This window comes from Streptomyces sp. NBC_00683 (assembly GCF_036226745.1).
Lineage (GTDB): Bacteria > Actinomycetota > Actinomycetes > Streptomycetales > Streptomycetaceae > Streptomyces.
The window spans coordinates 3,053,779-3,080,609 of the sequence record NZ_CP109013.1 but is presented as its reverse complement, the minus strand read 5'-3'; the positions used below and the strand labels follow the sequence as shown (position 1 = coordinate 3,080,609).

General features: G+C 70.7%; 21 protein-coding genes and 2 tRNA genes. 14 read left to right on the top strand and 9 right to left on the bottom strand.

Features of this window, described 5'->3' with window-relative positions; genetic code table 11:
• The first annotated feature begins 174 nt into the window (after nt 1-174).
• The gene (locus tag OG257_RS13455) at nt 175-1,263 is read left to right on the top strand and encodes a YlbL family protein (RefSeq protein WP_329207586.1); all 1,089 of its coding nucleotides are present in this window, start codon (nt 175-177) and stop codon (nt 1,261-1,263) included.
• Nucleotides 1,264-1,424: 161 nt separating this feature from the next.
• Here the strand turns inward: OG257_RS13455 and OG257_RS13450 are convergent, their stop codons facing one another.
• Nucleotides 1,425-1,985: a PPA1309 family protein gene (locus OG257_RS13450; RefSeq protein WP_329207584.1), complete on the bottom strand. Its 561-nt coding sequence runs from the start codon at nt 1,983-1,985 to the stop codon at nt 1,425-1,427.
• A 136-nt stretch (nt 1,986-2,121) separates the two neighbouring features.
• On the opposite strand from OG257_RS13450, the gene OG257_RS13445 reads away from it, so the two are divergent.
• From OG257_RS13445 to OG257_RS13430, 4 genes are all read left to right on the top strand, one after another.
• Nucleotides 2,122-5,073 carry a UPF0182 family membrane protein gene (locus OG257_RS13445; protein ID WP_329215068.1) on the top strand — a complete coding sequence of 984 codons (2,952 nt, stop codon included), beginning with the start codon at nt 2,122-2,124 and terminating at the stop codon, nt 5,071-5,073.
• 42 nt (nt 5,074-5,115) lie between these two features.
• A tRNA-Met gene (locus OG257_RS13440) sits at nt 5,116-5,189 on the top strand.
• Between the two features lie 225 nt (nt 5,190-5,414).
• Complete coding sequence (locus OG257_RS13435; protein WP_329207583.1) at nt 5,415-7,406, top strand: tetratricopeptide repeat protein; 1,992 nt, start codon at nt 5,415-5,417, stop codon at nt 7,404-7,406.
• Between the two features lie 83 nt (nt 7,407-7,489).
• Nucleotides 7,490-7,563 (top strand) — tRNA-Met (locus tag OG257_RS13430).
• Nucleotides 7,564-7,742: 179 nt separating this feature from the next.
• On the opposite strand, the gene OG257_RS13425 is transcribed toward OG257_RS13430, so the two are convergent.
• A complete protein-coding gene (locus OG257_RS13425) occupies nt 7,743-8,162 on the bottom strand; it encodes a Fur family transcriptional regulator (RefSeq protein WP_329207581.1) in 420 nt (139 codons plus the stop codon).
• Between the two features lie 163 nt (nt 8,163-8,325).
• Here OG257_RS13425 and OG257_RS13420 point away from each other — a divergent pair, with 163 nt between their 5' ends.
• Nucleotides 8,326-9,777: a catalase gene (locus tag OG257_RS13420; RefSeq protein WP_329207580.1), complete on the top strand. Its 1,452-nt coding sequence runs from the start codon at nt 8,326-8,328 to the stop codon at nt 9,775-9,777.
• Nucleotides 9,778-9,848: 71 nt separating this feature from the next.
• On the opposite strand, the gene OG257_RS13415 is transcribed toward OG257_RS13420, so the two are convergent.
• The gene (locus OG257_RS13415) at nt 9,849-14,084 is read right to left on the bottom strand and encodes a S8 family serine peptidase (RefSeq protein WP_329207578.1); all 4,236 of its coding nucleotides are present in this window, start codon (nt 14,082-14,084) and stop codon (nt 9,849-9,851) included.
• A gap of 90 nt (nt 14,085-14,174) precedes the next feature.
• Between OG257_RS13415 and OG257_RS13410 the strand changes: the two genes are divergently transcribed.
• The gene (locus tag OG257_RS13410) at nt 14,175-15,179 is read left to right on the top strand and encodes a helix-turn-helix transcriptional regulator (protein ID WP_329207576.1); all 1,005 of its coding nucleotides are present in this window, start codon (nt 14,175-14,177) and stop codon (nt 15,177-15,179) included.
• A gap of 135 nt (nt 15,180-15,314) precedes the next feature.
• Here OG257_RS13410 and OG257_RS13405 read toward each other — a convergent pair whose 3' ends face one another.
• The gene (locus OG257_RS13405; protein WP_329207575.1) at nt 15,315-15,719 is read right to left on the bottom strand and encodes a CBS domain-containing protein; all 405 of its coding nucleotides are present in this window, start codon (nt 15,717-15,719) and stop codon (nt 15,315-15,317) included.
• Between the two features lie 228 nt (nt 15,720-15,947).
• Nucleotides 15,948-16,748 (bottom strand): histidinol-phosphatase, encoded by an 801-nt coding sequence (hisN, locus tag OG257_RS13400; RefSeq protein ID WP_329207573.1) that lies wholly within the window; start codon nt 16,746-16,748, stop codon nt 15,948-15,950.
• Between the two features lie 143 nt (nt 16,749-16,891).
• On the opposite strand from hisN, the gene OG257_RS13395 reads away from it, so the two are divergent.
• The gene (locus OG257_RS13395) at nt 16,892-17,506 is read left to right on the top strand and encodes a TetR/AcrR family transcriptional regulator (protein WP_329207571.1); all 615 of its coding nucleotides are present in this window, start codon (nt 16,892-16,894) and stop codon (nt 17,504-17,506) included.
• Between the two features lie 34 nt (nt 17,507-17,540).
• Here OG257_RS13395 and OG257_RS13390 read toward each other — a convergent pair whose 3' ends face one another.
• From OG257_RS13390 to OG257_RS13375, 4 genes are all read right to left on the bottom strand, one after another.
• On the bottom strand, nt 17,541-17,864 hold the full coding sequence (locus tag OG257_RS13390) for a DMT family transporter (RefSeq protein ID WP_329207569.1): 324 nt from the start codon (nt 17,862-17,864) through the stop codon (nt 17,541-17,543).
• Between the two features lie 109 nt (nt 17,865-17,973).
• Entirely contained in the window at nt 17,974-18,990 is a 1,017-nt protein-coding gene (gene rsgA / locus OG257_RS13385; protein ID WP_329207568.1) for a ribosome small subunit-dependent GTPase A, read from the bottom strand.
• Between the two features lie 4 nt (nt 18,991-18,994).
• Nucleotides 18,995-20,374, bottom strand: coding sequence for a 3-phosphoshikimate 1-carboxyvinyltransferase (gene aroA, locus OG257_RS13380; protein ID WP_329207567.1), 1,380 nt, complete (start codon nt 20,372-20,374; stop codon nt 18,995-18,997).
• A gap of 103 nt (nt 20,375-20,477) precedes the next feature.
• Nucleotides 20,478-21,191: a M50 family metallopeptidase gene (locus tag OG257_RS13375; RefSeq protein WP_329207566.1), complete on the bottom strand. Its 714-nt coding sequence runs from the start codon at nt 21,189-21,191 to the stop codon at nt 20,478-20,480.
• A 74-nt stretch (nt 21,192-21,265) separates the two neighbouring features.
• Between OG257_RS13375 and OG257_RS13370 the strand changes: the two genes are divergently transcribed.
• The 6 genes from OG257_RS13370 to OG257_RS13345 all read left to right on the top strand — a co-directional run bounded on the left by OG257_RS13370 (nt 21,266) and on the right by OG257_RS13345 (nt 26,824).
• Nucleotides 21,266-22,081, top strand: a complete 816-nt coding sequence (locus OG257_RS13370) for an SOS response-associated peptidase (RefSeq protein ID WP_329207565.1) — start codon at nt 21,266-21,268, stop codon at nt 22,079-22,081.
• 9 nt (nt 22,082-22,090) lie between these two features.
• Entirely contained in the window at nt 22,091-22,750 is a 660-nt protein-coding gene (locus tag OG257_RS13365) for an alpha/beta hydrolase family protein (RefSeq protein WP_443054384.1), read from the top strand.
• Nucleotides 22,751-23,053: 303 nt separating this feature from the next.
• A complete protein-coding gene (locus OG257_RS13360; protein ID WP_329215066.1) occupies nt 23,054-23,710 on the top strand; it encodes a sigma-70 family RNA polymerase sigma factor in 657 nt (218 codons plus the stop codon).
• Nucleotides 23,707-24,024: a mycothiol system anti-sigma-R factor gene (gene rsrA / locus OG257_RS13355; RefSeq protein ID WP_329207562.1), complete on the top strand. Its 318-nt coding sequence runs from the start codon at nt 23,707-23,709 to the stop codon at nt 24,022-24,024. Before OG257_RS13360 ends, rsrA begins: the two co-directional genes overlap by 4 nt.
• Before the next feature lie 152 nt (nt 24,025-24,176).
• On the top strand, nt 24,177-25,565 hold the full coding sequence (locus tag OG257_RS13350) for an HD-GYP domain-containing protein (protein WP_329207560.1): 1,389 nt from the start codon (nt 24,177-24,179) through the stop codon (nt 25,563-25,565).
• Nucleotides 25,562-26,824 carry an HD-GYP domain-containing protein gene (locus OG257_RS13345; protein ID WP_329207558.1) on the top strand — a complete coding sequence of 421 codons (1,263 nt, stop codon included), beginning with the start codon at nt 25,562-25,564 and terminating at the stop codon, nt 26,822-26,824. The genes OG257_RS13350 and OG257_RS13345 overlap by 4 nt, the downstream gene beginning before the upstream one ends.
• Nucleotides 26,825-26,831: the final 7 nt, after the last annotated feature.

Here is a 26,831-nt window from a genome sequence, read left to right as displayed (position 1 = left end):
CGGCAACTGTACGCAGTTGCCAATCCCGCATCGCGGCCACACTCCTCCTCCGCGCGTTCTCCGCGCGGCGAGCCGACCGGCGGCCCTTCGGCCGTTCCCACGGCACCCGGCCCCGCGCCCCGTACGGACCGGCCCCGACGGTGCACTGACAGGCCCTTCCCGTACTGTCGTTCCATGCCACGCCGCACCGCGACGATGCTCGCCTCCACGCTCATTCTGATCGCGCTGCTCTGCGTAGGCGTGCTGATCCCCGTGCCGTATGCGGAGATGTCTCCCGGCCCGACCGTGAACACCCTCGGCGACGCGCGTGGCGAACCCGTTCTGCACATCACCGGCCGCAAGACCTACCCGACGTCCGGGAACCTCAACATGACGACGGTCCGCGTCACCGGCGCGGACTACGACATGAACATCGTCGAGGCCGTCTACGGCTGGCTGGCCCACGACAGCGTGATCGTGCCGCACGACACCCTCTATCCGGACGGCAAGACGGAGGAGGAGTCGACGCAGGAGAACGCGGAGGAGTTCAGCCAGTCCCAGGAGAGCGCCAAGGTCGCGGCCCTCGAGGAACTGAAGATCCCCGTCACCTCACGCGTCGTGGTCTCCACCGTCGTCAAGGACAGCCCCGCCCAGGGCAAGCTGCACGCGGGCGATGTGATCAAGGCCGTCGACGGTACGGCGGTCAAGCAGCCCGAGGACGTCGCGAAGCTCGTCACCGAGCACAAGCCCGGTGAGGACGTCGTGTTCACGATCATCCCCGCCAAGGCGGCGGCCGCGGCCGAGAAGGCCGGCAAGGAGCCGAGGGGCACGCGTGAGATCACTCTCACGACGCGCAAGGCCCCCTCGGAGGACCGCGCGATCGTCGGCATCCAGGCCGGGACGGACCACACGTTCCCGTTCGAGATCGACATCAAGCTCGCCGACGTCGGCGGCCCGAGCGCCGGGCTGATGTTCTCGCTGGGCATCATCGACAAGCTCACGCCCGGCCAGCTGACGGGCGGAAAGTTCATCGCCGGCACCGGCACCATCGACGACAGCGGCAAGGTCGGGCCGATCGGCGGCATCAACATGAAGCTGGTCGGTGCGCGCGATGCCGGCGCCCGGTACTTCCTCACCCCGGACGACAACTGTGCCTCCGCGGCGGCCGACACCCCGAGCGGTCTCACCCTGGTGAGGGTGAAGACCCTCGACGACGCGAAGAAGTCGCTGGAGAAGATCCGCGCAGGGGACCCGGCCGGCCTGCCGAGCTGCTCGGCAGGCTGAGGCCGCCCCCGCGCGGCGGCAAGGGCCCGGACCGGCTCCCGCGCCACGGCAAGGGCCCCGACGGGCCCCCGCGCGACGGCAAGGGCAGAGACCGGCTCCCCGCTACGGCAGGGGCCGGGAACGGTTCCGCGGGACGGGATCAGCCCCGCGGAACCGCAGGATCAGGCCTCGAAGGTGGCCGCGAGCGCCTCGGCCAGCCCGGGGACCAGGCCCGCACCGGTCAGGACCTCGGTCGGGGAGTCCTTCTCCCGCAGTCGCACGGCCGAGTCCCGCGCCCCGTCCCGCAGAACAGCCACGGTCATCCGGACCTCCTGCCGGTCCGGGTGCTTGGCGACCCACTTGGTCAGCTGGCTGTCGCTCAGGCCTTCCGGTACGGAGGCCTCGGCGGACGGCGGCAGCATCAGCCGCTCCACCGTCATGGCGCAGCCGACCACGGCGTCCGGCCAGGCGATCGTGGCGAGGAATTCGTCCAGGGCGGTGCCGGCGGGAAGCTCCTCCTGCTCGATAGGGGTGAAGGCGGCGGTGGTCGACGCGGCGTCGTCGAGACCGAGCTGGGCGGCGAGGCCCGGCTCACTGGCGCGCAGCCTGGCGGTGTCGACGAGGGCGAACAGCCGGGCGGGCTGGTCCCAGCCGAGGCCTGCGGCGTAGGCGTCGATTTCGAGTACGGCGACGGTGAGGGGGCTCGCGGCCATCGGAGGGCCTGAGGGGGAAACGTTGGGCATGGTCAATATCCTGCCTCCTTCCGCCCCGGGAACGGGAACTAGGTAAAGCCTCAGTAAGTTGCATAGGTGGGCTCTACGATCGCTGGGCCTGCTTCACACGACCGCGAACTTCGAGGTGCGCACGTTGGCTTTCCAGATGCCGGACCGCGGCGGAGGCCCGACCGGGCCACGGATCAGAGTCGGCCGCCCGTCCCGGCGCGTCCGTACCCTGCTCATGACACTGGGTGTCCTGGCGGTCCTCGCCATGGCCTTTGTCATGTTCGCCGGGTTCTGGACAGACTGGCTCTGGTACCGCTCGGTCGCGTATTCATCCGTCTTCACCACCACCCTGTGGACCAAGATCGGGCTGTTCCTCGTCTTCGGACTGCTGATGGCCATCGCCATCGGCGTGAACATCTGGCTCGCGCACCGGCTGAGGCCGCCGCTGAGCGCGATGTCGCTGGAGCAGCAGAGCCTGGACCGCTACCGGATGAGCGTCGCCCCGTACAAGAAGTGGGTGCTGCTCGCGATCACCGCCCTCGTCGGGCTGATCGCCGGAGCGTCCGCGTCGGGCCAGTGGCGTACGTGGCTGATGTACGTCAACGGTGTGTCGTTCGGGCAGAAGGACCCCCAGTTCAAGCTGGACGTGTCCTTCTACGCCTTCGACCTGCCGTGGTACCGCTTCATGCTCGGCTTCGGCTTCGCCGCGGCCGTGCTGTCGCTGATCGCCGCAGCGCTGACGCACTACCTGTACGGCGGGCTGCGGATCACGAGCCCCGGCGCACGGGCCACGGGTGCGGCCACCGGCCATCTCTCCGTGCTGCTCGGCATCTTCGTCTCCCTGAAGGCCGTGGCGTACTGGCTCGACCGGTACGGCCTCGCCGTGAAGTCGAGTGACTTCAAGGCCACGGACAACTGGACGGGCCTGCGGTACGTCGACGCCAACGCCTACCTTCCGGCGAAGACGATCCTGTTCTGCATCGCCGTCATCTGCGCTTTGCTGTTCTTCGCGACGCTCTGGCGGCGCACCTGGCAGCTGCCGGTGATCGGCTTCGGCCTGATGGTGCTCTCCGCGATCCTGATCGGCGGGCTCTACCCGGCGATCGTGCAGAAGTTCCAGGTCCAGCCGAACGAGCAGGCCAAGGAAGCGCCGTTCATCCGGAAGAACATCGACGCGACCCGAGATGCCTACGACATCGACGACGCGCAGGTGGACGACTACTCGGGCAAGAGCACGACCACGGACGACGCCAAGCTCCGGGCAGGTGCGGACGCCGCGGCCAGCTATCGCGTGATGGACCCGAACGTCGTCTCGCCGGCCTTCCAGCAGCTCCAGCAGAAGAGGAACTACTACCAGTTCCCCAAGACCCTGGACGTGGACCGCTACAAGGGAACGGACGGCAAGGAGCAGGACACCGTCATCGGCCTGCGCGAGCTCAACCTCGACGGCCTCCCCAAGCGGAACTGGATCAACGACCACTTCACGTACACGCACGGCTACGGGGCCATCGCGGCCCGGGGTACCACGACGGGCACCAACCCGGCGGGCTCCCCGGACTTCACGGAGTCGGGCCTGCCGACCACCGGTGAGCTGCCGAAGTACGAGCAGCGGATCTACTACGGCGAGAAGACCGAGCAGTACTCCATCGTCGGAGGGCCCCAGAAGGAGCTCGACTACGAGGAGGACGGCGAGAAGACCACCAGCTACAAGGGCAACAGCGGGGTCAGTCTCGGCAACGCCTTCAACCGCGCTGCCTACGCCGTGTCCTTCAGTGAGCCGCAGATACTCTATTCCGGAGCCATCGGCGAGGGTTCGCGGATCCTGTACAACCGCACCCCCAAGGAGCGCGTCGAAGCGGTCGCGCCCTGGCTGACCATCGACGGTGACGCCTATCCGGCGGTCGTGGGCGGCCGGATCCAGTGGGTCGTCGACGCCTACACCACGACCAACGGCTATCCGTACGCCTCGCGTACGACGCTCGGTGACACCACGGCGGACTCGCTGACCACCAACCAGCGCGCCGTCGTCGCCCAGCAGAACCAGGTCAACTACATCCGCAACTCGGTGAAGGCCACCGTCGACGCGTACGACGGCAAGGTCAAGCTCTACGAGTGGGACACCGAGGACCCGGTGCTCAAGACCTGGCGCAAGGCGTTCCCCGGAACCGTGAAGTCGCGGGGGGACATCCCGCAGGATCTGATGGACCACCTGCGCTACCCGCAGGACCTGTTCAAGGTCCAGCGGGAGCTGCTCACGCGCTACCACGTCCAGGATCCCGCGCAGTTCTACAGCGGCAGTGACGCCTGGCAGGTGCCGGACGACCCCACCAACAAGGAGCCCGGGGCCGTTCCGCCGTACTACCTGAGCATGAAGATGCCGGACCAGGACGAGCAGAGGTTCTCCCTGACCACGACGTTCACACCGAAGGGGCGGCCCGACCTCGGGGCGTTCATGGCGGTGGACGCGGACGCGGCCAGCAAGGACTACGGCACCATAAGGCTGTTGAGAGTCACCACCACGGTGAAGGGCCCGGGCCAGGTACAGAGTGAGCTCAACGGCAACGACGACGTCGCCGAGTTCGTGAGGAACCTCAAGGGCACCGACTCGGACATCGAGTACGGCAATCTGCTGACCGTGCCGCTGGACGGGGGCTTCCTCTACATCGAGCCGGTGTACACGCGCGGTGGCACGCAGAACTATCCGCTGCTGCGCAAGGTGGCCGCCTCGTACGGGTCGAAGATCGTCTTCGAGAACAGCCTCGACGATGCGCTCAACGCGGTCTTCGGGGTGGAGGAATCCGATACGACCACCCCGCCGACGGAGCCCACCGAGCCACCGGGGGACACCACCGAGCCGCCTGCCACCGGGGAGGCCGCTCTGAAGAAGGCCATCGCGGATGCGCAGAAGGCGTACACGGCGGGTGAGGCGGCCCTGAAGAAGAACGACTGGACCGCCTACGGCAAGGCGCAGGCGGACCTGGAGGATGCCCTCAGGCGAGCGGCAGCCGCCCAGCCCAAGGCCGCCGGCGGTGCCGACGCGGCGGACACGGCGGCCGAGCCGGCCACGGCCGACAAGGCCGATGAGAAGGGCGAGGACCAGGGCAGCTGAGAAAGTTCCACCCCGCGTCGTGGTACGGTTTGAACACAACGACGCGGGGTGGAGCAGCTCGGTAGCTCGCTGGGCTCATAACCCAGAGGTCGCAGGTTCAAATCCTGTCCCCGCTACTGAAAACTGAGGCCCGGATCCTGAAAAGGATCCGGGCCTCAGTCATGCCGTCGATTGTCGCCCCGGGCACTTTCTCAAGTTGTTGGTGCGAAGTGCGGTTCGCAGGGCACGAGTTGGACTTGAACGTGTTTGACTTGTCTCTCTGTGGGCATGTCGACAAAACGCTGAAGTGACCTCACTGGCCGCGGTATACCAGGTGTACGCGGGTTGCAGGTGGTGCGACGATGGTATTTATGGGGGACAGGGCAACTCTGTTGGAGACAGGGCGGTTTGTGCAGCGACACGTCCGGAAGACGGAAAACGTGGCGGATGCGGTATTTGCCGCTGCCCTCGCCGAGGCCGCCGACCACGCTGACGACACCTCTGCCGAGGACGCCGCCTACGCCACGGACACCACAGATACCACGGATCATGCCGAGACCGAGGCGCGACACCGTCGTGCCGCGGAGGCCGGTGACGCCGCGTCGATGAGTGTCCTCGGCGCGCTCCTGCTGCGCCGCGGTGACCTCGACGGTGCCGAGTCCTACCTGCGTGCCGCCACCGCCGAGGGCGACCGGGCCGCAGCCAACAACCTGGGAGTCCTCCTCCACCAGCGCGGGTACCCGGACGAGGCTGCCGGGTGGTGGCGCATCGCCGCCGTCGCCGGCTCCGCCGCCGCCGCGCACGCACTCGGGCGGCACTTCCGTGAGTGCGGCGACGAGCCCGGGGCCGAGTACTGGCTGCGCCAGTCCGCCGAGCAGGGTCACGCGCTGGGCGCGTACGCCCTGGCCGACCTGCTCGAGCACCGGAGCGACGTCGGAGCCGAGCGCTGGCTGCGGGCTGCCGCCGAACAGGGCCACCGGGAGGCCGCGTACCGCCTCGCACGCATCCTGGAACGCAACGCTGTCGAGGAGCCGCAGGACGCCTTCGGTATGGGGCGGAGCACCGGGGAAGGTGCGCCGAGCGTTCTGGACGGCCGTGCGGCGACGGGGAAGAGTGACGGTCCCGTCGCGGGCCCGGCCGCCGGCCGGGTGGGTGAGGCCGAGCAGTGGTACCGGCAGGCTGCCGCGCGCGGTCACCGCCGTGCCGCCCTGCACCTGGGAGCCATCCTGGAGCAGCGCGGTGAGCTGAAGGAGGCGGGCCGCTGGTACCTCACCGCGGCCAAGGACGGCGAGCCCCGTGCTGCCTGCGCCCTCGGCTTCCTGCTGCGCGACGCGGGCGACGAGGAGAGCGCGGCCGTGTGGTGGCTGCGTGCCGCCCAGGACGGCGACGGCAACGCCGCCAACGCCCTGGGGGCACTCCACGCCGCACGCGGTGAGCAGCAGACCGCCGAGCGCTGGTACCGCGCCGCGATGGACGCGGGCGACGTCAACGGTGCGTACAACCTCGGTCTGCTCTGCGCGGCCCAGGACCGTACCCCGCAGGCCGAGCAGTGGTACCGCCGTGCCGCCTACGCGGGACACCGCGAAGCCGCCAACGCGCTGGCCGTGCTGCTTCTCCAGGCGGGCGACGGCACCGGCGCCGAGCCGTGGTTCTCCAAGGCGGCAGAGGCGGGCAGTGTGGATGCCGCGTTCAACCTCGGCATCCTGCATGCCGGACGCGACGAGGACCGTACGGCGCTGAGCTGGTACCAGCGGGCGGCCGCGGCCGGTCACACCGATGCCGCGCTGCAGGTCGGCATGGCGCTGCTGCGCGACGGTGAGGAGCGGGAGGCAGAGCGCCATCTGCGCTGCGCGGCCGGTGGCGGCAGTGCCGAGGCGGCGTTCCGGCTGGCCGGCGTGCTCGACCTGCGCCAGCCGCCGCCGGGACCGCCCGGACTGGGCGAGCCGATGCCGGAGAAGACCGAGTGCGAGGAGTGGTACGAGCGCGCGGCCGAGCAGGGGCACCGCCGTGCCCAGGTCCGGGCCGGGATGCTCGCCGCGGCCCGCGGCGACATGGAGAGTGCTGCCCGCTGGTACCGCGAGGCCGCCGAGTCGGGCAGCCGCAACGGAGCCTTCAACCTCGGCCTGCTGCTCGCCCGTGAGGGCAGCGAGCGCGAGGCCGCCCTGTGGTGGGGCCGGGCCGCCAACGACGGGCACGGCCGTGCCGCCCTGCGCCTCGCGCTGCTCGCCGCCCGCCGGGGTGAGCTCACGGAGGGGCAGCGCTGGTGCGCCCGTGCCGTGGAGCTGGGACCGGCGGAGGTGGCCGAGCGGGCCGCCCGGCTGCTGGAGGCGCTCCACCAGGAGCTCACCGCGTGAACGGTGCGCTCCTGGGGGCGCAGGTGCCCGCGGAAGGGATTTGCGCTGGTCGGCGGGGTACCGTAATGTTGCATTCACAACGACGCGGGGTGGAGCAGCTCGGTAGCTCGCTGGGCTCATAACCCAGAGGTCGCAGGTTCAAATCCTGTCCCCGCTACTGAAGACTGAGGCCCGGATCCTGAAAAGGATCCGGGCCTCAGTCGTATGTATCCGGGCCTCAGTCGTATGTCCGGTCGCGTGGAGGCCAAGGTCCCGCGAAGGGCAAGGTGCCGTGCACCGCGAGGTCCCGTGTACCGCGAAGTCCCGCACCCAAGGGGGGGGCGGGATCGGTCCGGCTCAGGCCGCGGCGGCGCAGTTCGGGCAGACGCCCCGGTAGGTCACCTCGACGTTGGAGACGGTGAAACCGAAGCGCTCGTCGGCCGGCAGGTCGGCCAGCGGATCTCCCGACGGGTGCACGTCCCGGATGGCTCCGCACTGCGCGCACACCAGGTGGTGGTGGGGGCGATGGGCGTTCGGGTCGTACCTCTTGGCCCGGCGGTCGGTCGACACCTCGAGGACCTCGCCGAGGGACACCATCTCGCCCAGCGTGTTGTACACGGTGGCGCGGGAGATCTCCGGCAGCCGGTCGACAGCCCTCGCGTGCACCTCGTCCGCCGTCAGGTGTACGTGGTCCCCGTCAAGAACCTCGGCCACGACACGCCGCTGCGCCGTCATGCGCCAGCCGCGTCCGCGAAGTCGTTCCAGGAGGTCACTCATGGGGTCCAGCCTAACAGTGGAGGGGCTGAGTCCCGAATGGGTGTGACTTTGGATGCTCACTTGACTTGGACTTTGTCCATTGTAGGATCGGGACTGGCATTGGCCAAGGGACAGGCTGTGCAGGGAATGACGACTGTGCAGAACATGAACGCAGGAGGCGCACGTGACGCAGGGACCGCTCACCACGGAGGCCGGCGCACCGGTTGCCGACAACCAGAACAGCGAGACGGCCGGCCCGGGTGGACCGGTTCTCGTGCAGGACCAGGCGCTGCTGGAGAAGCTCGCCCACTTCAACCGTGAGCGCATCCCGGAGCGCATAGTGCACGCCCGTGGCGCGGGTGCGTACGGCACGTTCACGCTGACCCGCGACGTCTCGCAGTGGACGCGCGCGAAGTTCCTCTCCGAGGTCGGCAAGCAGACCGAGACGTTCCTGCGCTTCTCCACGGTCGCGGGCAACCTCGGCTCCGCCGACGCGGTGCGTGACCCCCGCGGCTTCGCGCTGAAGTTCTACACCGAGGAGGGCAACTACGACCTCGTCGGCAACAACACCCCGGTGTTCTTCATCAAGGACGCCATCAAGTTCCCCGACTTCATCCACACCCAGAAGCGCGACCCGTACACCGGCTCGCAGGAGGCGGACAACGTCTGGGACTTCTGGGGTCTGTCGCCCGAGTCCACGCACCAGGTGACCTGGCTGTTCGGCGACCGCGGAATCCCGGCCACGCTGCGCCACATGAATGGGTACGGATCGCACACGTTCCAGTGGAACAACGAGGCCGGCGAGGTCTTCTGGGTCAAGTACCACTTCAAGACCGACCAGGGCATCAAGAACCTCACCACCGACGAGGCCAACCGGCTCTCGGGAGTGGACCCGGACAGCCACCAGCGCGACCTGCGCGAGTCCATCGAGCGCGGCGAATTCCCGTCCTGGACGGTGCAGGTGCAGATCATGCCGGCGGCCGAGGCGGCGAACTACCGCTTCAACCCGTTCGACCTGACCAAGGTCTGGCCGCACGAGGACTACCCGCCGGTGGAGATCGGCAAGCTCGAGCTCAACCGCAACCCGGAGAACATCTTCGCCGAGGTCGAGCAGTCCATCTTCAGCCCCGCGCACTTCGTGCCCGGCATCGGACCGTCCCCGGACAAGATGCTCCAGGGCCGCCTCTTCGCTTACGGCGACGCCCACCGCTACCGCGTCGGCATCAACGCCGACCACCTGCCGGTGAACCGCCCCCACGCCACCGAGGCGCGTACGAACAGCCGTGACGGCTATCTGTACGACGGCCGTCACACGGGCAGCAAGAACTACGAGCCGAACAGCTTCGGCGGTCCGGTCCAGACCGGCCGGCCGCTGTGGGAGCCCACCCCGGTCACCGGCGGCACAGGCAACCACGAGGCCCCGGGCCACGCAGAGGACGACGACTTCGTCCAGGCCGGAAACCTCTACCGGCTCTACTCCGAGGACGAGAAGGACCGGCTGATCGAGAACCTCGCCGGGTTCATCTCACAGGTCTCGCGCGACGACATCGCCGAGCGCGCGATCAACAACTTCCGCCAGGCCGACGCCGACTTCGGCAAGCGGCTGGAAGCAGCGGTACAGGCCCTGCGGAGCTGAGCCGTCGGACACGAGTGCGGGGTGGGGCAGCGGATCCGCTGCCCCACCCCGCACTTCTGTGTGCGCTCCCGTCACAGGGTGAGCCGGTGCACACCCCCCTGGACCGTCCCGACGTACAGCCGGTGGCCGTCCGTGGCCAGGCTGGTGGCATCCAGATTCTGGAGGCCCGTGGAGATGTTCTGCCAGCTCCGCCCGCCGTCGTCCGAGCGCAGCACACCCCGGCCGCCGCGCGGCAGCGCCGTCTCCCAGACGCTCGTGGTCGCCGCATAGAGGGTGTGACCGACCTTGAGCATGTCGCTCACCCGCAGGGGCAGCCGGCCGGTGTCGGCGGTGCGGAACGTCCGGCCGCCGTTGTCGGAGACCCGGATCGTGTCGCCCCCGATCAGCAGCTGCGAACCCGTGCGCTCGATGGTGTCGACACGGCCGTCGGTCACCTTGCTGACCGTCGCGCCGCCGTCGTCCGAGCGGTAGAGGCCGTCGGGCGCGCCCAGCAGCAGCTCCCGCGGGTTCCCGGGGTCACCGGAGACGGCGGTGAAGTACCTGTCGTGGATCAGGTTCTTCCACGTCGTACCGCCGTTCTCGGTGCTGAAGAGGCCGGTGCTCTGCTGGTTCCCGTACCCGACGTACACCCGGTCGGGGTCTGCCGGGTGCACGGCGAGCGAGGTCACCTGACCGGAGCTGTTCCCCTTCGCCTCCCAGGTCAGGCCCCGGTCCCCGCTGCGCTCGACGGAGAAGCCGCCGAACGCGTCCGCCTGGGTGCGCCACAGCACCCTGGAGTCCTGCGGGGAGACGACGAGCGCCGAGGTGCCGCTGCCGATGGTGCCCTCGCCACCCGTGGTGCCCCAGTCCGGATCCGCGGCGGGGACGGTGGTGCGCTGGGTGCCGATGTCGTCGGCCGCCAGCAGGACGTCGCCGCTGACCACCAGGTCGTTGACGGTGCCGCCCTGGATGCCGATACGGCGGTAGTCCTCGCCCTTCGCGGTACCTCGGTAGATGCCGTTGCTGCTGGCGGAGAGCGTCAGCGAACCGTCGCTCCAGCGGTCGAGATCGGTCAGCACGGACGTGGTGCTGACACCCGGCAGGAGCGACCAGTTCCGCCCGTGGTCACGGCCGACCCGGATGCCGTCCGACGCTCCCAGGTAGAGGTCCCCACCGGTTGCGGTGAGTCCGCTGACGCCGTAGCCCGGGTCGATGAGCAGGGACCAGTTCGCCCCGCCGTCGTGGGATCCGACGACGCCCGTACCGATCACGTGCACCGCCACGACCTCGCTGTCCGCGGTGATCTCGACGGTCGGGGAGCCCTTCGAGTCGTAGACCTGCCGTGCCTCGCCGAGCACGCCCGAGGCGACTCCGGACCGGGCCCACACCGCGTCGCCGGTGGCGAAGTACAGGGTGTCGCCGCCGATCGCCGCGTCGTAGACCGTGCCCGGTATTCCGGTCGGTCCGGCCGACCAGTGGTCACCGCCGTCCGTGCTGATCTGCAGTCCGCCCTCCGTGACCGCGATCAGGGTGCGGGTGCGCTCGTCCGCGACGAGCTGGTTGATCACGGAGTCGGGGGTGTCCAGGGTCTGCCAGGTGCGGCCCGCGTCCTCGGTCCGCAGGATCGAGGACGTCCGCGGGAAATTGCTCGCGCTGTTGACCGTGTACCACCAGCGGTCGGCGTTCCTCGCGTCGATGACCAGGCTTCCCGCGCCGACCTGGTCGGTGACGGGCAGCCGGTCGAGCTGGCGCCAGTTGTCCCCGTCGTCGGTGACCCAGGGGCCGACCTTCGAGTCCTGGGTGAGCGCGGCCCGCCCCGGCCTGTTCGCCGCGACGGTGATCTGCCCGCTCGCGTCGTACGGGCCGACCGGTGTCCAGCGGCTGCGGCGGCTGTCCGGCGGCGTGACCTCGAAGCCGTCGCTGCCGCGCAGGGTCTGACCGGTGGTGGTCCGCGCCCGGACGGACACCAGGTGCGTGCCCTCGCCCGCTCCGGTCACCCGCGCCTCGTAGACATTGCCTGACCGCAGGGTCGCCCTGATCTCACGGCTGTGGCCGTGCGGCGGCTTCACCGTCACGACGGGGGCCTCGGCGAGCGGGGCCGGAGTGAAGATCGCGACCCCGGAGTTGCCGTCGCTGGGATCGGGGCCCGCCTGGACGAAGAGCTGTCGTACGACGAGGAGGTAGGGCACCCGCACAGCCGTGCCGCCGGCCGGGGTGAGCGTCACCTCGCCGCTGATCTCCGCCTCGCCGGCAGGCCGGTCGGCCCGCACGGTCACCGTTGCGACGGCGCTCCCGCCCGCCGGGACGCGCAGCGTCCGCGGGCTCACGGTCGCGTCGCCGCTGACCCGCAGACGCACCGAACGGGTCTTGTCCGAGGCGTTGTTCACCGTCAGTTTCCGGGTCCCGCCGACCGACGGTCCCGCCGTGTCGGCGAGCCCGTACGACAGGGAGCTCGGCGAGGTCGTGAGGCCTGCGGCGGCCGCGTCCGCCGCGGCAGGGAGGTCGAGCCGGCCGGAGCCGTAGCTCGTCGGTTCGCCGTCCGCGACCTTCTCCGTGGCGCCGACCAGGTCGGAACGGACCTGGTCAGGGGTCTGCTCCGGGTGGAGCTGGCGGATCAGGGCCGCGGCCCCCGCGACGTGCGGCGCCGCCATCGACGTACCCGACATGCGGTAGTAGCCGGGGGCATAGAGGGCCTTGGGGACCGTGGAGAGGATGTCGTAACCGGGTGCGACGAGGTCGGGCCTGAGGTTCCAGCCGAGGTCGGGGCCGCGCGAGGAGAACGACGGGATCCGGTCCGTCACATCCGTACCGGTGAGGGTGATCTCGACCTTCCCGGCGCCCAGACGTGCCGAGAGCTCGGCGTACTGGGTGGAGTCGACGCCGAGCATGACGACGGAGTCCATCCGCATCGAGTCGCCGGATTCCTTGACGCCCGCGCTGTCCGCGGGGAGCCGCAGCGGGTCCGTGTCCGCGGTCCGGCCCTCGGGTACGGACAGGACCGGGCCTCCGCCCGAGGAACCGCCGACGAGCGCGACCGCGCCGCGCCGTTCGGCCTCGCGGGCCTGCTCGATCTCCCAGGTGGTGACGTCCTGGACCTGCTGGGCCACCGGTATGTCGAGGCGTACGGCCTTGCCCTCGACGTCCCCGGCGCGGTCCCAGTCCTCCGGAGCGCCCTGGCCCACGTCGACCAGTTCGGTCGTGAGCGGATTCGCGGGCGGGTTGGCGGACAGGACACCGCGGTACGTCTGGATCCTGCCGCCGTCCCGGTAGACGGCACCCGGCAGGCGCAGCCCGCTGACCGAGGCGCCGACCGCGATCACTCCGTCGGCCGCGGCGGGCGAGCCGACGGTGCCCGATCCGGGTCCCTCGTTCCCCGCGGCTGCGACGACCACGACTCCGGCCCGGGTGGCGGCCGTCGCCGCCAGGCCCAGCGGATCGCTGCCGTCGCCGTAACCGCCGATGCTGAGGTTGATGACATCGGCGCGGTGCGGGTTGGCCGGGTCGATCGCGGCCTCGATTCCGGCAACGATGTCGGAGGTGATGCCCTCTCCGTTGGCGTTCATGACCTTGTACGCGGTCAGGGCGGCCCCCGGTGCGACGCCGGTGACGCCGCCCCTGGCCGCGGCCCTGCACGCGATGATCCCGGCGACGTGCGTGCCGTGGCCGTTGTCGTCCATCGGGTCGTCGTCGCCGTTGACGAAGTCGTGGCCCGCGACGACCTTGTGGCCCTCGCCGAAGCCGCCGCCCAGGTCGGGGTGGCTGTAGTCGACCCCGCTGTCGAGCACGGCGACGGTCACGCCGCTGCCGTCGGCCCCCTTGCCGCCGGGGTCCTTGCGCTTCCAGACCTCCGGGGCACCGATGAGCGGCACGCTGGTGTCGGTGTACATCCTCACCTTGGCGTCGGGCTGGACGGAGACCACCCCGGGCAGCGCCCGCAGCGCCTCGGCCTCGGAGGCCTTGACCGTCACCGCCACCGCGTTGACCAGCAGATTCAGCTTGCGGGGCGAGCCCGGATGCAGGCCCGCGCGCTTCGCACCGTCGAGGAACGACTGCTGGCGTCCGGCCAGCGCCCGGCGGGCGGAGGCGACGGTGCCCGCGTCGGCCGAGCGGAGTCCGCTGCCGCCGGACGCGGCTGCCGCACCCGTCAGGGTCACGATCACCCGCTGCGCGGGGTCGTTCGCCGGGGTGGCGGTCGCGGGTGCCGGAGCCGCGGCGAGCAGTCCGCCGAGTGCGGCGGTCAGCGCGATTCCGGTCGTCAGTGCGCGCCGGGGAGGCCGGCCCGATCTTCGAATGGGGCGGGGTGAACGAGGGACCCGAGGGATTGCCATGACAGATGACTAATCGCCACGGCAGGGTCGGGACAACGATTTGGGCTGGCCCATTGCTGTCACTGGCACACACGGGCCATGATCCGCCGCATGTCCCAACTCACCGCAGCCGGTATCGAACCGTTCGACGAGAGCGTCTACCGGGCCATTCTCGTCCGGCACACCGCGGGCCCCGCGGACATCGCGGCGGACCTGGGGTCCACGCCCGAGCGCACCGGCCGCGCCCTGGACCGACTTCGGGACAACGGCCTGGTCGGACGCCTTTCGGGTACCCGTCGCCGCTATGCCGCGATCGATCCGAACGGGGCGGTCGATGCCCTCGTACGGGCCCGTACCGCCGAGTTGGACGGGGTGCGATCGGCGGCCGGAGAGCTGTCGCGGCTCTTCGCCACGGCCCGGCAGGGCAGCTCGGAACAGGTCGAAGTGGTCGACGGCAGTGAGGCGTTGGGCCGGTGGTTCGTACGGCTTCAGCAGGAGGCGCGCAACGAGGTCATCACGCTGGACCGTCCGCCGTACGCGCTCACCACATCCAATCCGGTGGAGTCGGCGGCCCTTTCGCGCGGGGTGCGCTACCGCGCGGTGTACGCCCCCGAGGCCCTGGAGTGGCCCGGTGTGCTCGGCGACATCCGGGAGCTCGTGGCGCACGGTGAGCACGCCCGGGTGCTGCCCGGGCTGCGGATCAAGCTCGCGATAGCGGACCGCCGGCTCGCCCTGATGCCGCTCACCCTGGACTTCACCGAGAACGTACGCGCCGCCGTGATCCGGCCGTCGGCGCTGCTCGACGGGCTGATCGACTACTGGGAACTGTGCTGGCGCACGGCCACCCCGCTGGACGCCCCGGTGGACGACCCGCTTGGCGAGGAGGACCGTCAGATGCTGACGTTGCTGGTCAGCGGCCTCAAGGACGAGGCGATCGCACGCCAGTTGGGCTGGTCGGTGCGGACGATGCGCCGGCGGATCAGCAGGCTGCACGAGCAGTTGGGCGCGGCCAACCGTTTCCAGGCCGGGGTGATCGCCGCGCGTCGGGGATGGATCGAGGGCCCGGCGACGGATCAGGCGAGCGGCCCGGCCTCGCAGGTGCTTGACGTGAATTGACGGGGTGTTGGGCCGCAGTTGAACGGTGTCATGACAGGCGTACGGCGCACCTCGGCCGCGCCCGCGACGACCTCCGTCCCCACGCGACCGGCCGGCTTCCGTGCGCGGAGCCGGCCGGTCGCGCGGTGCCCCCGCTCAGCCGACCAGCTCCACCGGAGGGCGGCGCGCGGCCGGAGCCCAGCAGCGGATGATGTCGCGCACCGACACGATGCCTACCGGTCCGTCGTCGTCCAGCACGATCAGGTGCCGGAAGCCGCCGTGCGTCATGGCCTCGGCCGCCTCCTCCAGGGTCCAGACAGGGGCGGCGAAGACCACATCGGTGGTGGTGTGACTGGAGGCGGTCTCGACATCGGGGTTCTGGCCCGATCCGACCGCGTTGAGGATGTCGCGTTCGGTGAGGATGCCGAACCCGCAGGTGTCCGGGTCATGGACGACGGCTGCTCCGACACGGCGGACCGACATCAGCCGGGCGGCCTGGCGGAGGGTGTGGGTCGGGCCGATGGTGAGAACCACCGTGCTCATGGCGTCACGGACGAGCATGAAGGGAGCCACCTCCTTCGTGAAGCGACTACGTGAGCCGATTCACAAGTTCACAAGTAGGGGGACTCTCAGAGTCGCACTGTTGGGGGACGGCAACAAGGGGTGGCGAAGACCGTTCGAGGGGCGTGCGGTGGTGCGGCACGCCCCTCGTGGTGCCGGTGCGCCCGCTCGGGCTCCCGGCATGGCTGCTCAGGCGGTGGGCCGCGTCGGGGGCCCGGTCCGGCCCGGTCAGTAGCGCTGGTTCAGATAACCCAGAAGTTCGTGGTGGAGCGTCCCGTTCGAAGCCGCCGCGTTGCCGCCGCCCGGACCGGGGACGCCGTCCAGGCTGGTGAACTGCCCGCCCGCCTCCTGGACGATGATCGCGTTCGCCGCCATGTCCCAGAGCGAGAGCTCCGGCTCCGCGCAGATGTCGACCGATCCCTCGGCGACCATCATGTACGGCCAGAAGTCCCCGTAGCCGCGGGTGCGCCAGCAGGCCCGGGTCAGATCCAGGAAGCCGTCGAGCCGGCCCTGCTCCTCCCACCCGGTCAGCGAGGAGTACGCGAGCGACGCGTCCGCGATGCGCTCCACCTTCGACACGTGCAGCCGCGTCGCGGAGGTCAGGCTGCGGCCGGAGAACGCTCCCGCGCCCTTCGCCGCCCACCAGCGCCGGTTCAGCGCGGGCGCGGACACCACGCCGACCACCGGCTGGAAGCCGTCCTCACCCGCTTCCATCAGCGAGATCAGCGTCGCCCAGACCGGCACTCCGCGTACGTAGTTCTTCGTGCCGTCGATCGGGTCGATCACCCAGCGGCGCGGACCGGTCCCCTCGATGCCGTACTCCTCGCCCAGAATCGCGTCGCGTGGGCGGGCCCGATGGAGGTGGCCGCGGATCAGCTCCTCGGCGGCCTTGTCGGCCTCGCTCACCGGCGTCATGTCCGGCTTGGTCTCGACCTTGAGGTCCAGAGCCTTGAACCGGTCCATCGTCGTCGCATCGGCGGCATCCGCCAGCACGTGGGCGAGGCGCAGATCATCGTGGTAGTCGGGCATGCCGTCACAGTATCCACAGGCACTCGTCCGGGCTACACGGCCCCGTGTGCAGGAGTGCTGCCGGAAGCCGGTGCGCGGACCCTTGACAGTGCGGGGGAGCGCGTCAACTCTGAATCGCAGATTCCCCGGCGTGGGAGGCAACGATGCCTGCAGCGCGAGAAGCCCTGCTGGACGCGGCACTGTCGGCACTGTCCAGGCTGCCGTGGACGGCGGTACGCATGGTCGACGTGGCAGCCGCCGCCGGGGTCTCCCGGCAGACCCTCTACAACGAGTTCGGCAGCAAGGACGGCCTGGCCCGCGCCCTGGTCCGGCGTGCCGCCGACGGCTATCTGGCCGGGGCGGAACGGGCCCTCGGCGCGCACGGGGCCGCGGGAGCGGGACCGGCGGAGCTCGCCCTCTGGACGGTGCGTGCCGCCCGGGCGAACGACCTGGTCAAGGCCTTGCTCACGGGGTTCTGGGGGGAGCGGTTACCCCGGCCCGTGGCCGCGGGGCCGTCGTCGTCGGTCGTGCCCGCGCAGCGCCGGGCCGATGCCGCACTGCCGACGCCCACGGAGTTGCTCGCGCTCGTCCGGGACCGGGCAGTGGCCGCACTCCAGAGCTCTCCTCAGGACGCCGCGGAACTGGCCCTGACCTGTGAGATCGCGCTCCGTCTCGCCCTCTCCTACGCGATCGTGCCGGCGGTTCACGCACCGTCCCCGGTCGGGGCGGACGCGGTGACACTGGTGCGCGAGGCCCTGGCACGGCACCCGGCACGCTGAAACACGCGGTGCGGTGCGCGGGGTGTACGGAAGCTCAGGTCGAGGAGCCCGACAGCTGCAGACCGATCACACCGACGATCACCAGCGAGATCGAAACGAGCTTGAGCGTGGAGACCACGTCGTCGAGGAAGACCATCCCGTAGATCGCGGTGCCGGCCGCGCCGATGCCCGTCCACACCGCGTACGCGGGTCCGACGTCGAGCTTCTTCAGGGACAGCGTCAGCAGCCCGAAGCTACCGAGGGCGAACACGCAGAACGCGATCGTCGGCCACAGCCGGGTGAATCCGTGCGAGAGCTTCAGACACACGGCGAAGCCGGTCTCCAGCAGTCCTGCGACCACGACCAGCAACCACGCCATCGTCAGGTGCCTCCCACGTAGGTGACTGCTTCGTCTCGCTTGACGCGATTATGCACTTACCAGTTGGGGGAGCTCGCAAACGTGCGCGAGTCGTCCGGGCCGGCGCCCCTCAGTCCCCCTCGCGCCGCTCCCGGGTCGAGAGCAGGCGCCGCAGGGAGTCGAGCCGTGCGGGATCCGCGTGCCCCTCCGAGACCCACGCGTCCAGGGCGCATTCGGGCTCACGGTCGTCATGGGTGCAGCCGCGCGGGCAGTTCTCCGTACCCGGCTGCAGATCGGGGAACGCGTTGATGACCCGGGACGGGTCGACGTGGTGCAGCCCGAACGAACGGACGCCCGGGGTGTCGACCACCCAGCCGCGGTCGTCCGGCAGCGGCAGCGCGAGCGCCGACGTGGTGGTGTGCCTGCCGCGGCCCGTGACTGCGTTGACCACACCCGTCGTACGCCGTCGGTCCTTCGGCACCAGGGCGTTGACCAGGGTCGTCTTGCCCACTCCGGAGTGCCCGACGAATGCGGTCACCCGGTCGTTGAGCAGCTCCCGCACCCGGTCGGCCGCGTCACCGTTCTCCAGTTCCTCGCGGCTGGTCACGATGTACGGGACACCCAGCGGGGTGTACGCCTCCAGGAGCTTGTCCGGTGACGCCAGGTCGGACTTGGTCAGGACCAGGAGCGGGGTGAGCCCGCCGTCGTACGCCGCCACCAGACAGCGGTCGATCATGCGGGGGCGGGGTTCCGGGTCGGCGAGCGCGGTGACGATGGCCAGCTGATCGGCGTTGGCGACGACCACCCGTTCGTACGGATCGTCGTCGTCCGCGGTACGGCGCAGGACCGAGCGCCGCTCGCCGATGCGGACGATGCGGGCCAGCGTGTCCTTGTCGCCGGAGAGGTCGCCGACGATGGAGACCATGTCCCCCACGACGGCCGCCTTGCGGCCCAGCTCACGGGCCTTCATCGCCATCACGGTGCGCCCGTCGACGAGGCAGGTGAGCCGTCCGCGGTCGACGGTGAGGACCATGCCGTCCTGGGCGTCCTCGTGCTTCGGACGGGTGTGCGTGCGAGGCCGGTTGCCCTTGCGGTTGGGGCGGACGCGGATGTCGTCCTCGTCCGGGTTCTTGCCGTAGCGGCGCATGTCCTCAGACCCCGCGCTTTCCCGGGGACGCCCCGAGTGCTCCCGGCGAGACGCCGACCGTTCCGGAGGGTTCACCGAGCATGCCGGCCCACATCTCGGGGAAGTCCGGCAGCGTCTTCGCCGTCGTACCGACGTTCTCGATCTCCACCCCCGCGACGGCGAGGCCGATGATCGCGCCCGCTGTCGCCATCCTGTGGTCGTCGTACGTGTGGAAGGTGCCGCCGTGCAGCGGGCGCGGGCGGATCAGCAGCCCGTCGGCGGTCTCGGTGACGTCACCGCCCAGGCCGTTGATCTCCTTCGTCAGAGCCGCCAGCCGGTCCGTCTCGTGCAGCCGCAGATGGGCGACGCCGCTCAGCGTGGAGGGGGAGTCGGCGAGTGCGGCGAGTGCGGCGATGCCCGGGGTGAGCTCGCCGACCTCGCTCAGGTCGACGTCGATGCCGTGGATGCGGCCCGATCCCGTGAAGGTGAGTCCGCGCTCCGTCAGTTCGCAGCTGCCGCCCATTGCGGTGAAGATCTCGCGCAGCGCGTCACCCGGCTGGGTGGTGCGCAGCGGCCAGTCGGGGACGGTGACCCGGCCGCCGGTGACCAGCGCGGCCGCGAGGAACGGCTGGGCGTTGGACAGGTCCGGCTCGACGGTCAGGTCGCGGCCGAGCAGTGCGGAGGGGGAGACCCGCCAGACGTTGGGCTCGCCGCCGCTCTCCGGCTCGTCGACCTGGGCGCCGACCGCGCGCAGCATGTCGACGGTCATCCGGATGTGCGGCATGGAGGGCAGGGCCGAACCCGTGTGGCGCACCTCCACCCCCTGGTTGAAGCGGGGTGCCGACAGCAGCAGGGCGGAGACGAACTGGGAGGACGAGGAGGCGTCGATGGCCACCGGACCGCCGTCCAGCGCGCCCGCGCCGTGGACGGTCAGCGGCAGTGCCCCGCGCCCGTCGTCGTCGATCCGGGCGCCCAGCACCCGAAGCGCGTCGATCACGCCGTTCAGGGGGCGCTCGTAGGAGCGGGGGTCGCCGTCGAAGTGGACCGGGCCGTCCGCCAGGCAGGCCACGGGCGGCAGGAACCGCATGACCGTTCCTGCGTTGCCGACGTCGACCGTGGCCGGGCCGTGCAGGCCGGCCGGAATGACCCGCCACGCCTCGCCCGAACCGTCAGGGCCGACGCCCTCCTCGATTCCGACGCCCATCGCACGGAGCGCCTGTGCCATCAGCAGGGTGTCCCGGGAGCGCAGCGGGCGGCGGAGCCAGCCCGGCTCGGAGGAGAGGGAGGCGAGGACGAGGGCGCGGTTGGTGACCGATTTCGATCCGGGCACGGTGACGGTCGCGTCGACGGCTCCGCTCGCAAGCGGAGCGGGCCAGAGGGCGGGGTGCACGGAACTTTCGGTCATGGCCCTCACTTTAGTGGCACACCGCAAACCCAGATCCCGTTCAAATGGGACGAAATAGTGATGTAACGCAAGGGTGGTACACGTGGCGGGGCGCTCCGGGCCGTCACAGTCCGAGCAGCCAGCGTCCGCCGCCGATCAAAGAGCAGAGCGACACCGCGTGGAAGAGGAAGAGCCATATCGCGGCCGGTGCGTGCGTCAGCCGGGAGAGCTGGTCGGCGTCGGAGTCCGGTGCGCCGCCGTGCCGCCGCTTGGACTGCAGCTCGAAGGCCGGGCGCACTCCGCCGAGCAGCAGGAACCAGACCACGGTGTACGCGAACGCCGACTGGACGGCGGCCGACGTCAGCCAGGACACCAGCAGGAAGGCCGCACCCGTGAGGATGACGGTCAGCGCCCCGTACAGATTGCGGATCATCACCAGCATGACCGCGAGCAGCGCGGTCGCCAGCCACAGCAGCAGCGTGATCCTGCCGTTGGTGAGCAGCCAGGCGCCGCCCAGGCCCAGCAGCGGAGGTGCGGTGTACCCGGCCGCCGCGGTGAGGATCATGCCGGCGCCGGTCGGCTTGCCGCGGCTGACGGTCAGCCCGCTGGTGTCGGAGTGCAGCCGGATTCCGGAGAGCTGCCGCCCGGTGAGCAGGGCCACCAGTCCGTGGCCGCCCTCGTGCGCGATGGTGATGGCGTTCCGGGAGAGCCGCCATATGAAGTTCGGCACGACGGCGATGAGCGCCAACGTGGCCGTCACGACCACGAGCCACTGCTCGGGCGCGGGCTGGGTGCCGAAGACGCGATCCCACAGATCGCCCAGTTCGGTGCTGTCCATGGTGCGGGCGGCTCCTTGAGGTACTTGAGGCTTTGGCGTCCACTCGACATGACGGTCGTGGCAGTCTGGCACTTATGTGCGGACGGTATGCAGCGAGTCGGCGGCCCGAGGATCTGACCGGGCTCTTCGGGGTCGAGAAGTGGGAACCCACCGAAACCCTGGAGCCCGACTGGAACGTGGCGCCGACCAAGGAGGTCTACGCGGTTCTGGAGCGTCCTGTGAAGGACGCAGACGACCAGCGTCCGGTTCGCCAGCTGCGCACATTGAAGTGGGGCCTCGTACCGTCCTGGTCGAAGTCTCCCGAAGGCGGCGCCCGCATGATCAACGCCCGCGCGGAGACCGTCCACGAGAAGCCCTCCTTCCGCCGCCCCTTCGTGTCGAGGCGCTGCATCCTTCCCGCGGACGGCTACTACGAGTGGGTCACCGGCGCCGACGAGCGGCAGCTGGAGGAGACGGGGAAGCGGAAACGCCCCCGCAAGCAGCCCTACTTCGTCACACCGGCGGACGGTGCGGTCTTCGCGATGGCGGGTCTGTACGAGTTCTGGCGGGACCGGACCCTGCCCGACGACCATCCGCAGTCCTGGTGGGTGACCTGCTCCGTGATCACCACGGAGGCGGAGACGTCCCCGCTGGCCGTGGCCCCCGCCGAGGGGCCCGCCGCGCTCGCCGACATCCACCCCCGGATGCCCCTGATGCTCACCCCCGACCGCTGGGACGACTGGCTCGACCCGGCGCGCACCGACATCACGGAGCTGAAGGCCCTGCTCGAACCGCCGCCCGGAGGGCTCATGCGCGCCTACCCGGTGGCCACGGCGGTCAGCAACGTCCGCAACAACGGCCCGGAACTGCTGGAGGAGCTGGCCGCGCCGGAGGTGAGCACGCTCTTCTGACCCGTCAGGATGGGTCCCGTGACCCGTGCAGAGACAGCGCAGTGGACCGAGACGGCCGATACGGAAGCCGGAGTGGCCAGGATCACCTGGCGGCCCGCCGAGAACGCCCGGCTGGTGCTCGCCGTCAGCCACGGAGCGGGCGGCGGCATCGAAGCCCGGGATCTCCAGGCCCTCGCCGCCGTGCTCCCCGGGCACCGGGTGAGCGTCGCCCTGGTGGAGCAGCCATGGCGGGTGGCGGGGAAGAAGCTCGCGCCCGCACCCCGGACCCTGGACACGGGCTGGCGGGGACTGTGGCCCGCGCTGGCCGCCCCGGGGCTGCCCGTCGTCGCCGGGGGGCGCAGCGCGGGGGCCCGGGTGGCCTGCCGTACGGCGACGGAGCTCGGTGCCCACGCGGTACTCGCGCTGAGCTTTCCGCTGCACCCGCCGGGCAGACCGGAGAAGTCCCGCAAGGACGAGCTGCTGGGGGCGGGCGTGCCCGTCCTGGTCGTGCAGGGCGGGCGCGACCCGTTCGGACGACCCGAGGAGTTCCCTCCGGGGGAGCACCGGATCGTCGAGGTGCCGTACGGGGACCACGGCTTCGCCGTACCCAAGAAGGCCCCTCTGACCCAGGATCAGGCCATGGAGCTCCTCACCGGTGCGGCGGCCGAATGGCTGGACGGACTCCCCTAGCCACGTGGTTCCGCCACCTCCCCGGCACCGGCGGGGCCCCGGGAATGCGGCGTGCGGGGCCGCTGTTGTTCGGGACGTCGGTACAAGAAAGTCCTACGTGGAGAGGGAGTCCGTCGCATGGGTTCGACCATCTGCCCGCGCCGCTCGAACACCGCTGATCTGGAGTGGACGGTCCTGCACGCGGCCAAGACCACTCCCGAGCGCGCCGTGAGCGGAGCGGATCGACAGCCCGCGTCGAAGCAAGGTCGACTATTCTCCGAGGCGAGCGGGTCCGGTTTCGGTTCCGCCACATCGTTGGAGGAGGTGGGTCCGGTCACTGGGACCGACACAGGGACCGACGACGGCCGTGCGGAGGAGACGACCGCCGAGCGCAATGCGCGCTTCGAGCGGGACGCCCTCGGATTTCTCGACCAGATGTACTCGGCCGCGCTGCGCATGACGCGCAACCCCGCCGATGCCGAGGACCTGGTCCAGGAGACGTACGCCAAGGCGTACGGCTCCTTCCACCAGTTCCGTGAGGGCACGAACCTCAAGGCGTGGATGTACCGCATCCTCACGAACACATTCATCAACTCGTACCGCAAGAAGCAGCGCGAACCCCAGCGGAGTGCCGCCGAGGAGATCGAGGACTGGCAGCTGGCACGTGCCGAGTCGCACATGTCGACGGGTCTGCGCTCGGCGGAGTCCCAGGCGCTGGACCACCTGCCGGACTCCGATGTGAAGTCCGCGCTGCAGTCGATCCCCGAAGAGTTCCGCATCGCCGTGTATCTCGCCGACGTAGAGGGCTTTGCGTACAAGGAGATCGCGGACATCATGGGGACCCCCATCGGTACGGTGATGTCCCGCCTGCACCGGGGACGCCGTCAGCTGCGCGGCATGCTGGAGGACTACGCGCGTGAGCGCGGGCTCGTCCCGGCCGGTGCCGGTGAGTCGGACGACAGGAAAGGCTCGACCTCATGAGCTGCGGAGAGCCGCACGAGACGGATTGCTCAGAGGTTCTCGATCATCTCTATGAGTTCCTCGACCATGAGATGCCCGAGGGCGACTGCACCAAGTTCGAGGTGCACTTCGAGGAGTGCTCCCCGTGCCTCGAGAAGTACGGCCTGGAGCAGGCCGTGAAGAAGCTGGTGAAGCGCTGCTGCGGTCAGGACGACGTCCCGACCGATCTGCGCTCGAAGGTGATGGGACGGATCGACCTGATCCGTTCGGGACAGGCCGTCCCGGAGCAGGATGTCGCGATGGGCGGGGCGGAACGGACCGCCACCGCAGAGTGACAGCTGCCGTCGCGCACCGCCGCACCCTCGCCGAGCGCCGGAACCCCGGCAGTGTCACCCGAATGTGCTAATCCCGCCCATCGGGACCCTCGGCCACGCCCAACTCGCTAGCCTGGCGCCTTCATCGACCAGGCTGGGGGCGGGCGGTACGGGTGAGGAGCACACCGGGGGCGGCGCGCGCATACATTCTGGCCGCGCTGATCTGCTCCTTTGTCTGCGCCCTGCCGGCGCTGTCCCCCGGGGCGGGCACCCCCTGGGGCACTCTCGCCCTTCTCACGGCGCTCTACCTGGTCTGTGAGCTGCCCGGGCGCTGCCCCTTCTTCGGCAGCTCCGTCCCGGTCACCGCCGGATCGTTCTTCCCCCTGCTGCTCGCCGCGGCCTTCCTGCTGCCGCCCGCTGCCGCCGTCATGGTCGCGATACCCGGATCACTGGCCGGCCGGGTCGAACAGCCGCCGGCGACCGCCCGCCGCGTCTGGCGGGCCGCACAGCTGTCCCTCGCGGTGTGGGCGGCCTCGTCGGCCCACACCGCGCTCGGTGGCCCGGCCACGCTCGGCGGCCCCGGCGGCGGTGCGGTGCCCGACCTCCCGTATGCCCTGTTTCCCGCCTGCGCCTCGGCGCTCGTCTTCAGCCTCGTCCTGGCCGCCCTGGACGGAGGCATCCTCGTCACGGCCGAGCGCGTGCCGCTGCGGCACGCCTGGCGCGGACTGCCGGCGAGCTCGCTGGGGCCGCATCTGGTGCACGCGCTGGCCGGGCTGATGATGGCCGTCCTGTGGCGCAGCTCGTACGGGCCGGTGTCCGCCCTCGTCGTCCTGCTGCCGATGTACATCTCCTGCTGGGTGTTCGCCCAGTACCACCGCCAGCACGCCGCCCACCGCGCCACCATCCGGGCGCTGGTCCAGGCCGTCGACATCAAGGACAAGTACACCCGCGGGCACAGCGAGCGGGTGGGCCGGGCCTCCGAGCTGATCGCCGTCGAGCTCGGCATGGACGAGCAGCGCATGGAGGCGCTCCGCTTCGCCGGGATCCTGCACGACGTCGGCAAGCTGGGCGTCCCGACGCGGGTGCTGCGCAAGGAAGGACCGCTGACCCCCGAGGAGCGCCGGGTCATCGAGCTGCATCCGGAGTACGGGCACGAGATCGTCCGGGGCATCGGCTTCCTCGACGAGGCGCGCGCCGCGATCCTCCACCACCACGAACGGCTCGACGGCAGCGGCTATCCGTACGGCCTCACCGGCGACAAGATCCCCGAGTTCGCCCGGGTCGTGGCCGTCGCCGACGCCTTCGACGCGATGACTTCGACCCGCTCCTACCGGCGTGGACGCCCCGTCCCGGCGGCGGTGGAGGAGCTGGAGCGCTGCGCGGGCAGCCAGTTCGACCCGCGGATGGTGCGGGCGCTCGCGCGGGCCCTGGACCGGCACGGCTGGTCCTCGGCGGCCGGCGCGGTCACCTCGGACGAGGAGACGTTCGGGGTGCCCCGACAGCGGTCGGGGAAGCCGGCGTCCGCCGCCGGCACCGCGGACCGGCACGGACGGCTCCGGTGAGCCCGATCGGCCGCCCCTCGCTGCCACCGGCCGTCCTCGCCGTCCGCGGTGCCGCCCTGGCCCTCGTCGTCGTCGCGCTCGGCCACACCCTGTGGAACGGCGTCGTCGAACCCGGCCACGCGCTCGCCTTCGGGGTCCTCGTCACCGTGGGCGAGCTGGCGCGCTGGGGCTCCCTGCCCGGCGAGCGGGAGCCCGCGCCGCTCGGGGCGGCCGGAGCGCTCGCGTACGCGCTGCTCGGACGCAGTGCCGGGGAGCCCAGCGCGCACGGCGTCCTCCAGGTGATCACCGTCGTCGCCGCGGCGCAGCTGCTCGCTTCCGTGCCCCAGCTGGCGCGCGGCAGCGGACCGGGACCCGACCGGGTCGCCCGCCGCATCCTGGCTGTCGCCTTCGCCGCGGTGTGTTTCCAGCCGCTCTTCAACTCGGGGCGGGCCGCGCTCTGGTTCGGCGAAGGACCGTACTTCGCCCTCTTCCTGCTCCTGCTGCTGGTCCTCACCGCCCTGTGCGACGCCGTCCTCGCCGCCCTGCTGCTGCACTCCCGCACCCGGTACCCGTTCGGGCCCCTTCTGCGTGACGAGCTCCGCGCCCTCAGCGGCATCGGCTCGGCCGTCTGTGCGACCGGTGCCGTCATGGCGCTCGGGGTCGCCGCCGGCGGGCTCTGGGCGCTGCCCGTCCTGTGTGTCCCGCTGCTGCTCACCCAGGTGTCCTTCCGCCGTTACGCCGCCGTCCGCACGACCTACCGCCAGACGATCACCTCGCTGGCCCGGTCGACGGAGATCGCCGGATACACCCAGCACGGCCATGCCCGCAGGGTCGCCGAGCTCTCCACCGCCGTGGGGAGGGAGCTCGGCCTGACCGGCCCCGAGCTGACCGTCCTGGAGTACGCGGCGCTGATGCACGACATCGGCCAGCTCTCGCTCGTCGATCCGGTGCCCGACGGCGCGACCGCGGGGCTGCCGCCGGCCGAGCAGCGGCGGATCGCGCTGCTCGGCGGCGCGGTGGTCCGGCAGACCGGGGTGGACACCGAGGTGGCGGTGGTCGTGGAGCAGCAGGCCGATCCGTACCGGGAACAGCCGATCACCGCCAGGATCGTCCGTGCGGTCAATGCGTACGACGACCTGTGCGGGGAAGGCGTCAGTGGCCCCCTGGGGGCGCTGGAGCAGCTCAGGCTCGGCACCGGCCGGGACTACCAGCCGCAGGTGGTCGAAGCGCTGGCCAGAGTCCTGGCGCGAGGCGGTCTGACCCCGGTCCGGTCTGGGTAACCCATGG

Coding starts and splice junctions, on each gene's coding strand:
- OG257_RS13415 (WP_329207578.1), bottom strand. CDS start 14,084: ATGGCAATCCCTCGGGTCCCTCGTTCACCCCGCCCCATTCGAAGATCG.
- OG257_RS13445 (WP_329215068.1), top strand. CDS start 2,122: ATGCCGGACCGCGGCGGAGGCCCGACCGGGCCACGGATCAGAGTCGGC.
- OG257_RS13455 (WP_329207586.1), top strand. CDS start 175: ATGCCACGCCGCACCGCGACGATGCTCGCCTCCACGCTCATTCTGATC.
- OG257_RS13395 (WP_329207571.1), top strand. CDS start 16,892: ATGCCTGCAGCGCGAGAAGCCCTGCTGGACGCGGCACTGTCGGCACTG.
- OG257_RS13375 (WP_329207566.1), bottom strand. CDS start 21,191: ATGGACAGCACCGAACTGGGCGATCTGTGGGATCGCGTCTTCGGCACC.
- OG257_RS13370 (WP_329207565.1), top strand. CDS start 21,266: ATGTGCGGACGGTATGCAGCGAGTCGGCGGCCCGAGGATCTGACCGGG.
- OG257_RS13435 (WP_329207583.1), top strand. CDS start 5,415: ATGGTATTTATGGGGGACAGGGCAACTCTGTTGGAGACAGGGCGGTTT.
- OG257_RS13450 (WP_329207584.1), bottom strand. CDS start 1,985: ATGCCCAACGTTTCCCCCTCAGGCCCTCCGATGGCCGCGAGCCCCCTC.
- OG257_RS13405 (WP_329207575.1), bottom strand. CDS start 15,719: ATGCTCGTCCGTGACGCCATGAGCACGGTGGTTCTCACCATCGGCCCG.
- OG257_RS13390 (WP_329207569.1), bottom strand. CDS start 17,864: ATGGCGTGGTTGCTGGTCGTGGTCGCAGGACTGCTGGAGACCGGCTTC.
- OG257_RS13365 (WP_443054384.1), top strand. CDS start 22,091: ATGGGTCCCGTGACCCGTGCAGAGACAGCGCAGTGGACCGAGACGGCC.
- hisN (WP_329207573.1), bottom strand. CDS start 16,748: ATGCCCGACTACCACGATGATCTGCGCCTCGCCCACGTGCTGGCGGAT.
- rsrA (WP_329207562.1), top strand. CDS start 23,707: ATGAGCTGCGGAGAGCCGCACGAGACGGATTGCTCAGAGGTTCTCGAT.
- OG257_RS13410 (WP_329207576.1), top strand. CDS start 14,175: ATGTCCCAACTCACCGCAGCCGGTATCGAACCGTTCGACGAGAGCGTC.
- OG257_RS13425 (WP_329207581.1), bottom strand. CDS start 8,162: ATGAGTGACCTCCTGGAACGACTTCGCGGACGCGGCTGGCGCATGACG.
- aroA (WP_329207567.1), bottom strand. CDS start 20,374: ATGACCGAAAGTTCCGTGCACCCCGCCCTCTGGCCCGCTCCGCTTGCG.
- rsgA (WP_329207568.1), bottom strand. CDS start 18,990: ATGCGCCGCTACGGCAAGAACCCGGACGAGGACGACATCCGCGTCCGC.